The organism is Sphingobacterium siyangense (genome assembly GCF_023277505.1).
GTDB lineage: Bacteria > Bacteroidota > Bacteroidia > Sphingobacteriales > Sphingobacteriaceae > Sphingobacterium > Sphingobacterium siyangense.
Window position 1 is genome coordinate 3,674,051 of record NZ_CP080574.1, and the last position, 14,161, is coordinate 3,688,211.

At 41.6% G+C, this 14,161-nt stretch carries 12 protein-coding genes; 4 read left to right on the plus strand and 8 right to left on the minus strand.

Features of this window, described 5'->3' with window-relative positions:
• Positions 1 to 3: 3 nt before the first annotated feature.
• From K2F45_RS15210 to K2F45_RS15225, 4 genes are all read left to right on the plus strand, one after another.
• A complete protein-coding gene (locus tag K2F45_RS15210) occupies positions 4 to 675 on the plus strand; it encodes a diacylglycerol/polyprenol kinase family protein (RefSeq protein ID WP_248931765.1) in 672 nt (223 codons plus the stop codon).
• Between the two features lie 146 nt (positions 676 to 821).
• A complete protein-coding gene (locus K2F45_RS15215; RefSeq protein WP_088161791.1) occupies positions 822 to 1,679 on the plus strand; it encodes a retropepsin-like aspartic protease in 858 nt (285 codons plus the stop codon).
• 43 nt (positions 1,680 to 1,722) lie between these two features.
• Positions 1,723 to 2,727, plus strand: coding sequence for an alpha/beta hydrolase (locus K2F45_RS15220; RefSeq protein WP_232475543.1), 1,005 nt, complete (start codon positions 1,723 to 1,725; stop codon positions 2,725 to 2,727).
• A 213-nt stretch (positions 2,728 to 2,940) separates the two neighbouring features.
• Positions 2,941 to 5,271, plus strand: a complete 2,331-nt coding sequence (locus K2F45_RS15225) for a GAF domain-containing protein (protein WP_248931766.1) — start codon at positions 2,941 to 2,943, stop codon at positions 5,269 to 5,271.
• Between the two features lie 529 nt (positions 5,272 to 5,800).
• On the opposite strand, the gene K2F45_RS15230 is transcribed toward K2F45_RS15225, so the two are convergent.
• The 8 genes from K2F45_RS15230 to K2F45_RS15265 form a co-directional block, all read right to left on the minus strand.
• Positions 5,801 to 6,643: a helix-turn-helix domain-containing protein gene (locus tag K2F45_RS15230; RefSeq protein WP_075992922.1), complete on the minus strand. Its 843-nt coding sequence runs from the start codon at positions 6,641 to 6,643 to the stop codon at positions 5,801 to 5,803.
• 221 nt (positions 6,644 to 6,864) lie between these two features.
• A complete protein-coding gene (locus tag K2F45_RS15235) occupies positions 6,865 to 7,620 on the minus strand; it encodes an SDR family oxidoreductase (RefSeq protein ID WP_248931767.1) in 756 nt (251 codons plus the stop codon).
• A 250-nt stretch (positions 7,621 to 7,870) separates the two neighbouring features.
• Positions 7,871 to 9,190, minus strand: coding sequence for an NAD(P)-dependent benzaldehyde dehydrogenase MdlD (gene mdlD / locus K2F45_RS15240; RefSeq protein WP_248931768.1), 1,320 nt, complete (start codon positions 9,188 to 9,190; stop codon positions 7,871 to 7,873).
• A gap of 124 nt (positions 9,191 to 9,314) precedes the next feature.
• Complete coding sequence (locus tag K2F45_RS15245; protein WP_248931769.1) at positions 9,315 to 10,241, minus strand: helix-turn-helix domain-containing protein; 927 nt, start codon at positions 10,239 to 10,241, stop codon at positions 9,315 to 9,317.
• A gap of 58 nt (positions 10,242 to 10,299) precedes the next feature.
• The gene (locus K2F45_RS15250) at positions 10,300 to 11,076 is read right to left on the minus strand and encodes an SDR family NAD(P)-dependent oxidoreductase (protein WP_248931770.1); all 777 of its coding nucleotides are present in this window, start codon (positions 11,074 to 11,076) and stop codon (positions 10,300 to 10,302) included.
• Between the two features lie 132 nt (positions 11,077 to 11,208).
• Positions 11,209 to 12,303, minus strand: coding sequence for a sensor histidine kinase (locus tag K2F45_RS15255; protein WP_172840701.1), 1,095 nt, complete (start codon positions 12,301 to 12,303; stop codon positions 11,209 to 11,211).
• A gap of 263 nt (positions 12,304 to 12,566) precedes the next feature.
• Positions 12,567 to 13,217, minus strand: coding sequence for a transcriptional regulator (locus K2F45_RS15260; protein ID WP_145326927.1), 651 nt, complete (start codon positions 13,215 to 13,217; stop codon positions 12,567 to 12,569).
• Between the two features lie 326 nt (positions 13,218 to 13,543).
• Positions 13,544 to 13,987 (minus strand): hypothetical protein, encoded by a 444-nt coding sequence (locus tag K2F45_RS15265; RefSeq protein WP_248931771.1) that lies wholly within the window; start codon positions 13,985 to 13,987, stop codon positions 13,544 to 13,546.
• Positions 13,988 to 14,161 lie beyond the last annotated feature (174 nt).

The following is a 14,161-nucleotide window of genomic DNA, read 5'->3' on the forward strand; positions in this document are numbered from 1 at the left end:
ATTATGAAAAACGATTTAGAGAACATGCTCCTATTAGGCACCCTTTTCTTGCTGCTATTCGCGCTTGCTGAACTATTGTATCAACAGTTTAAGGTCAAAGCAGAGTTTACCCGAAAACTCGTCCATGTAGGTACGGGGATAATCTGCATGTCATTTCCGATTTTGATCAGCAGCCACTGGTCTGTTTTCATCCTATGCGGATTGTTCACTTTGATTTTATTGCTGTCCATCAAGTTCGATTTATTAAATTCTATCCATGCAATTGACCGAAAATCTGTCGGTAGCCTGGCCTATCCTGCGGCAGTCTATCTTTGCTTTCTCGCACAGACATTGTTAGACAAAGGGGCTATTTTTTATTATTTGCCCTTGCTCACCTTGGCAATATGTGATCCGATGGCGGCATTATCTGGCAAAAAATGGCCTTATGGTTCTTACCGCCTATTCGGTGCGCGAAAAACACTACTAGGGTCCGCAGTGTTCTTTATATGCGCTTTGATTACCGTGGTTGTAATTGGACACTATATGCAAGAGCCAAGCCTGCACATGAGCGAAATCACCATGATAGGTACCCTGGCTCTGGCCGCGACCATAGCCGAAGCATGTAGCAAAGACGGTTACGACAATATAAGCATTCCGGTCAGTAGCATGCTCAGTCTGTATATTCAATTTCCCTGATAAGTAACAGTCCAGTTTTAAAGGTAGATGATGAAACTATAAGCAATTTTATTTATCTTTATATTGAAATAAAGATTCGCTTAGCTATTCTGGCAAAAGCGATTAAAAATGACCATTTCATCTTTAATTCTAAAAATCACTCCAACATGTATAAAACCGTATTAACGAGGCAATTTTATTTAAGCGTAATCGCCATCATAATCCTACCATTTGCCACCTTGGGCCAAAGCCTTCCATTACAACTATTACCCTCCGGTCATATTGTAGTAGAAGCTGAAATCGAAGGAAAGAAAGGAAATTTTATCTTCGATACAGGCGGGGGGATTAATCTTTTTTTTGAAGATTTTGCCAAAGACCTGAAAAAAAATGAAAGCTATAATTTTCTCACGGCATTTCGCGCAACAGGTGAAAAAATGACAATCCCTCTTTATAGATCCTCTACCATTAAATTCAATGGTAAAGAGTTTAATGATATTCCGTTTTCAACATTCGACATGAAATTGGCCGGTATTAATGGCCTAATTTCCCTTCCAATGCTTTACGACACGGAGTTTATAATAGACTACACAAAGAAACAGCTTATTTTTCCGAAGGCAAAACTAAAAAGTGACAAAATTATTCCGATACAACTGACGACCAATGCCGATCAATCCCTTGATATCTCCACGTACATATATCTAAACGACAAGTACAGGATCAACATTTTATTAGATTCAGGGGCTGGCGATGATTCATTTTGGTTTAGCGATCGGTTTATCCCTATCTTGGGATTGGATCCGTCCAAACTGGAAATAACGGAGAGAGCTAGTGAGTTTAATCCCGAGATAAAAACAAAATATTACAAAGGACATATAGCATCCATCTCCAATTCTTCTGTAAAAGTAGAGCATCCTACAGTCTCATTTGTTGAAGGATTGATCTATGAAGGAAAGACCAGCATCAATTGGCTGGGCAAAAAGCTTGGATTCAATTTAAAAGAAAAGAAGATCTATTTATTGGATTAATCACTGTTAGATCTATATGAAATTTGGATTATTAAGAAAATGTATGATGAATACAATAAAACCTCTATTGATCATTGTCCTATTTTTACTATGCAATCTTAAGCACCTACAGGGTCAGCAATTTACCCAGTATGGAAAATCCGATACCCTTTCAATTAAATCACAAATCTTTAATTCCGATAGAAAAGTCATACTGACCAAATCGTTAATGGGCAAATCGGATACGTTGGCAAGGAAGACCGTTATCTACTTCGATGCTGACGATACCCACATAAACGGAACTGTTTTGCAATCTGCCGATAACCTTACCGCAACTGGTGAAATGCCCAAATCAAATCTGGTCGGTATTATGCAGGTCGATAGAAATACAGAATTTCTTGAAAAAGAAAAGTTAGCAGCTTTTCTCGTAAAAGAATTGATCCCCCACCTAAAAGCAAATCAATACGACACACAAAAAATTACGCTTATTGGGCATTCTTTTGGTGGATATTTTGCTACCTATCTGTACCTGACAAACAATGAGCTGTTCAATTCTTGCATTGCTGTAAGTCCAGCATACTGGCCCAATAAAAAAGACCTATTCAATGATCTTAACAGTTTAGGAAACAACTCAATTTCAGGTGATTTTTACATGGCTATCGGAAACAAACGTTGGGACGATATTTCGATCACAAAATACATCGATGAAATGGACAGGTTGCTGACTAAGCATCAGCGACAAATCAGGTACAGACTAAACCGGCTTGATGGATTCAGTCACAACGCAACACCAACTGTAGGCATTGGATTGGGATTAAGCTATGTTTTCGATCTGTGGGAATGGCAAAATATATTGCAGGAACAAGAACGGCGTTTAAAAAGCTCACCTGACTTTTGGGGGCATCTGGAAATTAAAGCCGATGCGCTCTATCATTTAAAAAGATATTCGGAAGCGAAAGAGGGCTATCTTAAATCGCTGCATTTCTTAATCAACGACAAGGAAGAACAAAAGGAGAGCATCAGAACTGCAAGCAAAAGGCTAAAAGAAAAAATCAAAAAATGTAAGTAATACGCACTACAAAAACTGCTGAAACCGCATCAGTTCGTTCATATTCTTGCACTGCAGTTTTCGAAGCATACAACATTATTTGGAAACACAGTTCAATGGCGCCAATGTCATTGCAGTGTTTTTATCCGTCCGCTTTGGGTTTTCTTTTCGCCGATTATTTTATATTTTTGTACATCTTCCAGCAATAATCTAATTTAGTCGGGAACAACCATTATGCAGTTTAACTTCGCCTTTGATTCCAGTCCGTTTAAAACCCTGATCGCTTTTCATAAGATTATACCATCCTTTGAAGCAGCGGCTCTATCGCCGGTTGGCTTTCAGGCCAGCTATGCCCGATCGCTACTGGAAGAAATCAGCAAATACCCCGAACTTATCGATGGGGTCGAAAAAGCAGAAGAAGTGCTGCGCTATGAGCCTATTATCAAGGTGCTGCTGGCCGACCTGTTCCCGAGCTCACTGACACATAATGAGATCAAGGCCATTACCATTCCCTTCCATCTCTATACGTTCAACCATACCGCAAGACTGGAAAAAATATTAGCGGATGCCGGCGATCACTATGAATTTAGTCTTCGTGATATCTCGCCCGATACCTATTATATTCTCAATTGCTGTGTTATTATCAGCCAGTATTACGGCTTTAAGGTGGATGCTATGGATGCCCCCCTCTTTTTGGATATTCCAGACAAGAATAATATCATCCATCACTACCGCGTCCTATTCAATGCCGATTTTATCGATGTCCTTCCAACAGAACGGGCACTCGATCTTACGGCTGAAGATATTACCGAACTGGTCGACAACTTTTCGGATATTGCCCTATGGAAGTCCAAATTTCCCGAGCAGAGCTGGATCCTAAAAGGCTTTTCCATTATGACGCTTTTTGATGCGACCATTGAAAATGCGGTGTCAAGCTTCAAAAGCAATCTGCTGCGCGAAAAAAGTGCTGTCCAGCTGGCAGAAATAGAAAGCATTTTCAGGTCGATTTATAAAATAAATGATCTGCGCATCGGATTGACCTCCTTTGAAAAGGTCAGGAACGAGTACAACTTACGGATTGTCGAAAAACAGCTGTACAGTCATCTACTTTACGATTCGACGATCGAAGAATGTGAAAACATGCTCTGCAGCGAGACCTTGGAGAACCTGCTCACCAAGGACGAATATTTTGTTGTACCGGATATTGACAAGGTGCCACTGGATGATCCAAAGCAGGCCTATTTTATCAACAAGCTCAAGCAGCAACAGGTGAAGAGCTTTATTTTTGTTCCCCTCGTCGAAGGCGACAAAGTGCTCGGTCTATTGGAAATGTCCTCATCCAAGGTGCGAGAACTCAATTCGGTCAATGCCAACAAGCTCAACTTCATCTTGCCCTTTATCAAAGATAAAGTCTCGAAAGCCTTTGCAGAAACTGAAAATCAGATCGAAGCGGTGATCCAAAAGGAATATACCGCTATACACCCGAGTGTCAAATGGCGGTTTCAGGAAGAAGCCATGCATTTCCTCAACGACCGCGCCTTTGGAAAAGACTATGCCCTGCAGGAAATCGTCTTTGACCATGTTTATCCGCTCTATGGGCAGATTGACGTACAGGGCTCCTCGGAATCTCGCAATCAGGCCATCCGCCAAGATCTGATGAATCAGAGCAAGGAACTGATCGCATTGTTCACTGCGGTCAACCAAACGCAGCGATTACCGCTCTTTGAGCAAAAGGTCTTCGACTTGGAAAGAAACCTGACGACGCTGCAGCAAGTGCTGCTGACCGATACGGAACAGCTTATGCTCGATTATTTTAACCAGGATATTCACCCTATTCTGGAGAATTTCAGGAAAAACAACAAAAATAGCGTCGCCACCGAGGCCATCGACCGCTATTTTGAGCGAATCAACCTCTCTATCGGCGGTTTTTATGAGGCCCGACAGGATTATGACAACTCCATCACCCTGATCAACAAAAAGCTGGTGGCCATCCTCGACGAAAAGCAGGTAGAAGCCCAAGAATACTTTCCTCATTATTATGAGCGCTACAAGACAGATGGTATCGAGCACAACATGTATATCGGGGCCTCCATCGCTCCCGGTCGGAATTTTGAACTCTACTACCTACGCAATTTACGGCTGTGGCAGCTGCAGGTGATGTGTGCGATGGAACGCGAGTTTAGGCAGCTCCAGCCCGCCCTTCCGCATCAGCTGGAGGTGACCTCATTGGTGCTGGTCTTTGCCACCCCCATTTCCATCCGCTTTCGTATGGACGAGAAGCAGTTCGATATCGACGGCTCCTACAATGTGCGCTACGAGATTGCCAAGAAACGCATTGATAAAGCCAAGATCAAGGGCTCGACGGAGCGCATCACACAAAAAGGCAAACTGGTTATTGTCTACTCCAATATACATGAAGAAACAGAATACCTGGGATACATTAACCTACTACAGCACAAAGGATTACTAGACAACAACATCGAGCAGTTTGAGGTGGAAGATCTACAGGGACTGGTTGGCCTGAAAGCGATCCGTGTGGGATTCAATTTTCAAGATCTGCACTAAAGCAATTCCCGGTGTTCCATCAGATAGGCCAAGGAGAGTATCATCTAATAATCTGTTTGCGGATACGGCTTAAACTTTTGGGGTTCATGCCGAGGAACGATGCGATATATTGCATGGGTACGTTGTGCAGCAGATCCGGCTGTTCGGCCATGAGCTTGAGGTACCCTTGCGCTATGTACATTCCTCATGCTTTGAGCGTGATATTGCATCCGGGGAAACGTTTCGTTGACTAAACAAATATACTAAAAACGATTGACATACTAATAAAATTAGCAAACAAATATCAATTTATTGAAATAAATACTTGATTTGAATCACGATTTGAAAAAGCAAAGTCACGCTTTGCGAGAGCCTTTTATGAAGCAGTGGATATTGCTTCATAACAAATGAAGCAGCCCGGGGGCTGCTTCATTGAAAAAATAGTCTTTGCGAAATGCCATTTAGGGTTTGCGGTTGCTTGCCCTCACCGGTCTGTCTGGTTTATACTCATCCCAGCCCTTAGACCGCAAATGATATACGATATCCAAAATTATTGATCTCTTTCGTTACGGAACAAATGGGGTTGTTTGCCGGTATGTTTCTTGATGAAACTTCTGAAATTTGCGACATTACTAAAACCTATTTCGAAAGAAATCTGTAAAATGGATAGATTCGAATGTCTGATCAAGCGGATAGCCTCCTGGACTACAATTCCCGAAATGAATGCTTTTGCAGATTTTCCGCTGTTAGCTGCGCATAGCGCGGAAAGCCTTCTGCTTGTAAGTTTTAATTTATTGGCATAAAAACTGACGGACGTACTTTCACGATAATACTTGTATACCAAAATGTTAAAGCTATTAAAAACAATCTGCTCCGATGAACTGCACAGCTTTGATAGAATCCCCTGAAGAGAGAGCCTGTAATGTCCTTCCAACAAAATTGACTCGACACAGTGATGAGCGACCAGATCCAATATTTCCGGTCCCTGTACCCGCGCCATTTGTATGCGTTCAATAATAGCCCCATCAAAATAGGCCTGATTTCCCATTTTACCTTCAATCTGTATGGCATTCTGAATGCCATAGAACAATATGGAGTTGAGCATCTTCACGTCGGATTTCGATCTCAGATAAAACGCCGCGGTAAATGATAGCACATAGCCCCCTATTGGCGCATCGTTCATGAATTTGATTCGCTTCCTAGGCCCTACAAATAGTAGCTGTCCGCTATTCAGCGTATAAAACTCCCTATTTACAGCAATGACGATCGGTTCATCTATTTTTATGATGTAATAAGTATCACTTGCTATATCACTTTCGGTTTGTTGGAATTCGGCGAGTGTACAAATCCCAAAATCCTGTAGCCCTATTTCTAGGTCCTTACTATTCATCATCGTCTCGATAAGCGTTTATACAGTTATCAGCACTAAAACCTCCTGCAGATCATCTTCACTTGTCTGAGATCATAAGCTGATCCTATTTGGAACCCACATCGGATTGGAAGCTGTGCTATGTTATGAAGCTGTGCTGTATTATGAAGCTGTGCTATGTTATCATGCTCTGTTATCTGTGTATCAAAAGACAGTCAGCTTTGACTGCCTTTTGCTTACACATGTTATCTTGTGGTATACCCGCCATTGGCGAAAATAGTCTGTCCGGTTATCCACCAGCCATCCGTTACCAGAAACTCAATCAGTGGTGCAATGTCCTTAATATCGGTCAGTCCACCCAACGCAGACGCCGACTTGTGATAGGCCACAGCATCTTCAGATTCCTGTCCATAGAAGAAAGGTGTATCCATCGGACCAGGAGCTACCGCCGTAACTGAGATTCCACGCGGTCCGAATTCCTTAGAAGCAGCCCTTGTAAAATGTTCTACAGGAGCTTTCATTCCCGCATACGTCGAATAAAGGCCTGTATAGGCTGCTAATAAAGACGTAACGACAGTACAGATTTTGCCATTATCGTTGATCCGCTTGCCGGCTTCGAGAATAAAAAAATAAGCGACCTTCGAATTAATATCACTCATGCTGTCGTACTCAATCTCTGAAGTCTCCACAAATGGTTTTTTCAGTACTTTACCGACTGTATTGATTGCGATATCAACCTTTCCGAACTTTTCTTCGGCTTGGTCGAATAGCGCTTTTATATTTGATAGCTGTGTAAGGTCGCCCTGGACAAGCAGTCCCTCGGCACCAATCGCCTGTACATCCGACAATGTTTTTTCTGCCTCGGCTCTTGTGCTCTCACTATTGTAGTGAATGACAAGCTTTGCTCCTTGTGCCGCAAAATCCCGGCTCAACAGTCCTCCTAAGTTTTTCGCACCACCTGCGATCAAAACTACTTTTCCATTTACTTCTTGATTTGCCATAAATTTGAAAATTTGAATCCATCACCCACTGATTTGCCGTGGACGTGCTGGATTACAGGTTTAGATTCTATCAGCGCTTATTCTGGCCTCTCAAAGCCATTTTACCCCGCTAGAATCTCTCAAACCAAATATCAATAATTGAGCTGCCAATCAAAAAAAACAGGGTTTCACAATGCTATCACACTTATCAAAATAGCAGGTAGTCCCCTGGTTATCAATCCATATGCTTCGATAGCTAGAAAGAGTAGCGCTATTTTACCTGCAGGATCGAACGCTGGTGACTAAAGTTTTCCAGACTAAATCTGCCGTGATATTTTCCCATTCCTGAAGCACCTACGCCACCGAAAGGAAGATAATGCGATCCGACGTGGATCAATGTACTATTGATCTCCGCATCGCCGCTGGTGGTTCTTGCGATCACATCATCGGCAAATTGCTGACTTTCAGAAAACACGTACAGCGCCAATGGTTTGGGTCTACTATTGATCTCTTTCAGTACTTCATCAATATTCTTGTAAGTTAAAATCGGAAGGATCGGACCAAAAATTTCCTGCTGCATCACCGCATCATTCCAGTTAACACCATCCATCAAAGTTGCTTCAAAATGGCGCGTTTCCAAATCATATTTTCCCCCATAAATAACTTTTTCGGGAGCGGCATCCAGGTATCCCGCTAAATTCCCTATCTGATGCTGGCTAACAATCTTGCCGATTTTCCCTAAAGATTCGTCGTTGTATGTAGCTTTAAGATAAGATTTCAACTGATCAATAAAGGTCCCCTTCACAGATTCATGCACATAAACGTAATCCGGAGCAACACAGGTCTGTCCGCAATTGATCCATTTGCCGGCAGAAATGCGCTGAACTGCTTTTTCGATGTCCGCATCATGGTGCACGATCGTTGGGGATTTCCCCCCCAGTTCCAGTGTAAGCGGAATCAGTTGTTCGGCAGCGGCTTTCATGACAATTTTGCCAACATTCGGACTTCCCGTAAAAAAGATGTAATCAAAAGGAAGGCTCAATAGATAGGTATTTTCTTCGATAGCGCCCTGAAAAACGGCAACATATTGTTCATTAAAAGCTTCGCTAACAATATCTTCAATAACCTGGGCAACATGGGGCGTGTTTTCAGAAGGTTTGATGATAACTGTATTTCCGGCCATCAGGGCACCGATCAACGGACTGAAAGTCAACTGCACCGGATAATTGAAAGGACCTATGATATAGTTTACACCATAGGGTTCATAGATATATTTGCTGATGACTTCCGCTCCCGAAGCATGCGGTTTTGATTTGACATACGTGGGTTTTGCCCATTCTTCCATATTTTCGATCATATCATCGAGTTCATCGAGAACAATCTGAACTTCGACGTACTCTGCTTCTGCCCTGCTTTTTCCAAGATCGATATTCACTGCTTCACAGACCGCATCCGTATAACTCGCAAAAACTTTACGGAAATTTTGCAACTGTCTTTTACGGAATGCAATTTCCTTCGTTGCTTGCGTACCGAAAAAGTCTTTCTGTTTTTCGAATACTTCTTTTATTCTGTTTTTAATTTCTGTAGTCATTTGTTGGTGATTTATGCATTTTAAAACACATATAGCGCGTAAAGTGTTTGTTTTAATAAAGTAAAAGTATCTAGCGTGTTTATATCTTGTAGAACAAGATTATGGTGCTTGGCTACTCAACTTCTTACTTTGACTTAAACATCCCTCTAAATTCCAGTGGCGTCTGAGCCGTTTTCTTTTTGAACAGTTTGCTGAAACTCTGTGCATGCTCAAAACCCAGTTCGTAAGCAATTTCATTTACGGTAAGTTGTGTCGTTGATAATTTCTCTTTTGCCCGCTCAATAAGTTTATGGTGGATATACTGCTGCGTGCTCTGGCCAATGAGCGAGCGTAGCATATCGCTTAGATAACCCGCAGACACATTCAACTGCTCCGAAAGAAAATGGACCGTTGGAACTCCCAGAATTACCGAATGATCCTGATCCAGATAATCATCCAGCAGCGCTTCTGCCTTCAGTAGAATATCATTGTTTATATTTCTTCGCGTAATGAACTGCCGCTTGTAAAACCGGTTTACGTAGCTCAGCATTAACTCCACCTGCGAGATAATGACTTCTTGGCTAAATTCGTCTATCCGATTGTCAAGTTCATTTTTCATGAAATTCAAGATCGCGATCATCGTTTCTCTTTCCTGATCAGATAGATGTAACGCTTCATTCACAGAATAGGAAAAATAACCGTACTTCCTAATTTTATGGGCTAAGGGGGAACCCAGGAAAAAGTCAGGATGGATCAGCAGCAGATAAGCATAGGTATCTCTATTATATTCTGTGCTGCCCACCAATTGATTGGGCGCAAAGAAAAGCATACTTCCTTCATTAAAATCATAATAACCCCTGCCGTACTTGAGTTTTCCGCTGTTTTTTGTTATAAAAGTTATCTTGTAGAAACTTAGGACATCGTATATTGGTGCCATATCGGTATTGAATGGATTATCCTGATTGAAATGGACCAGGCTAATCAGGGGATGCTGCGGTTTTGGTAGGCCAAAAGCTTCGTGACTCTCGGATATGGATATAAAGCGTTTTAACTTATCCTCTTTCTTTTTCATAAAATAAATTTATAAAAAAACCTGTAGCTTATAGCTACAGGTCTTCCTTTGTGTGATTCTACCATGGCACTTGATCGCCTTGTTCTGTGCGATAGGTCGCCGGTCCAGTAAAGCTTCCATTGGGTATATCTTCCGCCAGTGCCACGCGTATCGGTTCAAGTGAGCCTTCCTCCACCGTATCTGTACCTTCAAAGTTATTCAGGGCTGTCGCTGTAAAACCCGGACTTACCAGATGCACCTTAACATTTGTATTTTCCAATTCATTTGCAAGAGAAAGGAAAACACCATTTAAAGCGGTTTTCGAAGCGCCATATACGGCATCAAATCCACTTCGGAATGTATTGTCCGGATCTGCATTCAGGGTCAGTGAGCCTAGAGAACTTGAAACGGTTACGATCCTAGATTGTTTTGCATTCCGAAGTAAGGGCAACAAGGCCTGTGTTATGGCAAGCGTGCCAAAGACATTGGTTTCCCAAACCTGGCGCATTTCATCTATGGATGTGACGCTTGCCTTCTGGGCACTAAGAATTTCCCACAATGTACGGCCGGGGATCCCTGCGTTTGAAATTGCCGCATTATTGACCAGCAGAGTAAGGTACCCAAACTCATTTTCTATTTTACTGACAGCATTCCTGATTGAATTATTGTCGGTAATATCCAGCTGAATGGCATGCGCTTCACCTTCTATCTGATTGGCGGCATCCTTTCCTTTTTCTAAATCTCGTGATCCAACAAACACATGATATCCATTTTCAGCAAGAGCTTTGGCAATCTGAAAACCAACACCTGTATTGGCACCTGTAACTAGGGCTACTTTTATTTCATTTGTCTGCATGTTAAACTTATTTAAATGTAACAGGACAAAGTTCCGCAACTATGGGCGGACAATTGTAGCTGAATTGAGGATATTTCTAACCAAAATAAGGGTAGATATAAATTCACGGCTAACCTACAATCCTTACAAACTTCAGTTGAGTTGCATTGTAGGAAAAAATAAACGGACGACGGTTCCTGTCCCTATTTTACTGGAAATATTAATAGATCCACCTAAACGCTCGATAAGTTCTTTTACCAGAGGAAGGCCTATTCCTGAAACCTGATCCGGTTGGAGATGTAATCTTTCATGGGCCATAAACTCCAGATTGAGATTTACATCGGGAATACCGACGCCATTGTCTTCCAGATAGTATACAATTCCTTTACTTGTCTCCTCACTGTAGATATGTAGATAATCATCGGCTGTCTGTGCCGCATATTTTATGGCATTTGAAATAAGGTTAAAAAATATCTGATAAACAGCATTGGCATCTGTACGCAGTGCGAGAAGCTTTCCCAATTTAAATTTCACCTGCGAATTTGGATATATCAAATTGACTTCTTCCGTCCATTCCATCATTCTTTTATCCATCTCCAAGTACTCTATCACAGGTTTGTGGTCTCTTATTTTATTTAGCTGGAGTTTTTTATCAAGTATAGATTCGATATTCTGTATAGCCATATTCATGTTTTCAAGCCATTTTTGGTTAACATCTTGTGGCAGGTTAATGTTTCTGCTCAAAAAATGATTTCCCAATTTTAGAACTGACAATGGATTTTTTAAATCATGAGATAACGTATTTGCAAAAGCATCAAGCTTTCTATTAAAGATCAACTGTTCATTTTGACTTTCGGCAATGTCATAAGCTAGCTTTCGCTCGGTCACGTCCCACGAAGAATGAAGAATGCCATAGGTATTCCCATTATCATCCAGGAGAGCTTTGTATTCAAAATCAAAATAGCGCTTTACAACTTGATTTCCACAGACAATATCTGCTGGAGTATCCTTTGCGGTGTACGTGATTCCCGTCTTCCAAACATTTTTCAATATGGATGAAAACCCTTCTTTATGAAAACTCGGAAAACATGAACAAAACGTTTTGCCGACTATACTGCTATCAGCTCGCCAGGTTTCTAGCATAGACTTATTGACGTAGGCTATATGTAGATCGGGGCTGCTGTATATAGCAGTTGCCAAGGGAGACATATCAAGTATCGGCAGCAAAAACTGATCGTTGAGCATCATAATTAACTAATTGTGTAAAAATAAATCAAAAAATATGGGAATATCGTTCAAATACATTCACACAAATAGTGCCATATTGGAAGAATAAACTGCTTTTAAACTATCGTATACACAAATTATGCCGCAAGGAGCCGATCCAGCTACCCAGTTACCGGCAAAAAAATTACATAAAATAAAGGTTTACACACTTTATCATGGGTAAAGTAGTTAAATAGGTAAAGAAATGGAATAGCCAAAGATAAAATTCAATTCATGTGGAATAATTAATTGCGCGCGGGATAGGTTGGCGCGGGATAATCCCTGTCGACATGCATCTGATTGATCAAAATCTCCTTGATCAGGTGATTCATTCGCTTATCATTGACGTCGATTTTTACGATTTTGTGGCTGTAATAGCTGTCGCTTTCAAACTCACTTTCGATTTTCTCGGCGAATGCAGGCGATAATGATTTGTAGTTAAGTACAACTTCGGTTTCCTTTTCTGCTATTTTTTTTAACGTCAAAGTCCAGATTACCCCATATTCCGGAGAGAAAAAGACTTTTCTTGGCGGCGGTACTTTCAATTTTTTATTCTTTAACGTGTACGTATACAGCATATGAATACTTGGTTTGGAAACATCTTTTGCCGCAGCCGTGACCAATTTATGATACTCTTTTTCGTTATCCACAACCGTTTCAATGCTTATCCCCTGCTCCTCGATTTCAAATCGGGCAGTCGAATCTGTACTTCCCAGGGATGTGATTTTCATCTTGCTGTCGACAAACTGGCCGGACATATCCGGGATGGCCTCTTTTACGCGGTCAAAACTTGCAGCTAAACGCATCGGGACCAATTTCGTAGTCAGCGTTTGCGCATGTAGGCTACCCGCTGCAGCAATAAAAAAGAGTATTATACCAACATATTTTCTCATCATGATTGTTTTAATTTAGCGATTTCAAAACGATTAAACTCTGGTCTTGAGACCTAATATTAATGTAAATTACATTTTTTGTCCGTTGTTTTCTGCTACTGTTCGAAATCTGGCTAATCACATTTACAATCCGCTGGATATTAATTCATATTCGCAACAGTTGGCTAATCAGTTCAATAAAATAGCGATACAGCACCGCGGCTAACTATCGTTGAATCGTAGCCGTTTAGCGTACAGTTGAACCGTTGTCGCATAGCGTACAGTTGAATTGTAGCCACGTAGCGTATAGTACCTAAAAAGGTGTGATCAAAGCCCGAGCTATAAAAAACTTAGCGTTTTTCCATCGCTTTCATGGCCAGTCCGGCTGCAATACCACCGATGACATACCAAGCAACAGTCATTAACTTCGTACGACTGGTCTTTTTTATGGGTTCGGCATCGAGTCCTGCCTGTTCCGGAATAGTCAATGTTGCGAGCCCTACCACAGTACCGAGCAAGGCTCCTTTAAGCAGTCTATTTTTCTGCCCCCCATAGCCGATAAGCGTATATAACATGGCATTTGATGCCACATCGGCGCCAAATGTAGCTGCTACCAGCGCATTACCTTGGGGTGGTTTAAATCCGGCGAAGCGTACTGTTTTCTTCATCGCCTCCTCACCCACCTTATCCACTTCGGGAGCCTGGGAATCAAATCTTTTGGCAGCGCTGTGCACTATATTGAGGACGAGTGCCCCGATCAATCCGCCCAGCATATTTTTATTCAATCCGTTCATAGCTTGTCTTTTTACTTTTTCAATCTTGCTTGTTAAGTTCTCAATCTTGCCGAGGCCATAGATCGACAGGTTATTTTAGAACGAATAGACCAGAAACCTCAAAGAAGCACCGGTCTTTTCTAACTATTTATCCATCAAATGGATTGATAGAAAGACAAGAGTCAGATTGAAATC

Bases quoted from the DNA above. Each gene is read 5' to 3' on its own strand.
- K2F45_RS15210 (WP_248931765.1), top strand. From the start codon at position 4: ATGAAAAACGATTTAGAGAACATGCTCCTATTAGGCACCCTTTTCTTG.
- K2F45_RS15215 (WP_088161791.1), top strand. From the start codon at position 822: ATGTATAAAACCGTATTAACGAGGCAATTTTATTTAAGCGTAATCGCC.
- K2F45_RS15220 (WP_232475543.1), top strand. From the start codon at position 1,723: ATGATGAATACAATAAAACCTCTATTGATCATTGTCCTATTTTTACTA.
- K2F45_RS15225 (WP_248931766.1), top strand. From the start codon at position 2,941: ATGCAGTTTAACTTCGCCTTTGATTCCAGTCCGTTTAAAACCCTGATC.
- K2F45_RS15230 (WP_075992922.1), bottom strand. From the start codon at position 6,643: ATGATGAATAGTAAGGACCTAGAAATAGGGCTACAGGATTTTGGGATT.
- K2F45_RS15235 (WP_248931767.1), bottom strand. From the start codon at position 7,620: ATGGCAAATCAAGAAGTAAATGGAAAAGTAGTTTTGATCGCAGGTGGT.
- mdlD (WP_248931768.1), bottom strand. From the start codon at position 9,190: ATGACTACAGAAATTAAAAACAGAATAAAAGAAGTATTCGAAAAACAG.
- K2F45_RS15245 (WP_248931769.1), bottom strand. From the start codon at position 10,241: ATGAAAAAGAAAGAGGATAAGTTAAAACGCTTTATATCCATATCCGAG.
- K2F45_RS15250 (WP_248931770.1), bottom strand. From the start codon at position 11,076: ATGCAGACAAATGAAATAAAAGTAGCCCTAGTTACAGGTGCCAATACA.
- K2F45_RS15255 (WP_172840701.1), bottom strand. From the start codon at position 12,303: ATGATGCTCAACGATCAGTTTTTGCTGCCGATACTTGATATGTCTCCC.
- K2F45_RS15260 (WP_145326927.1), bottom strand. From the start codon at position 13,217: ATGATGAGAAAATATGTTGGTATAATACTCTTTTTTATTGCTGCAGCG.
- K2F45_RS15265 (WP_248931771.1), bottom strand. From the start codon at position 13,987: ATGAACGGATTGAATAAAAATATGCTGGGCGGATTGATCGGGGCACTC.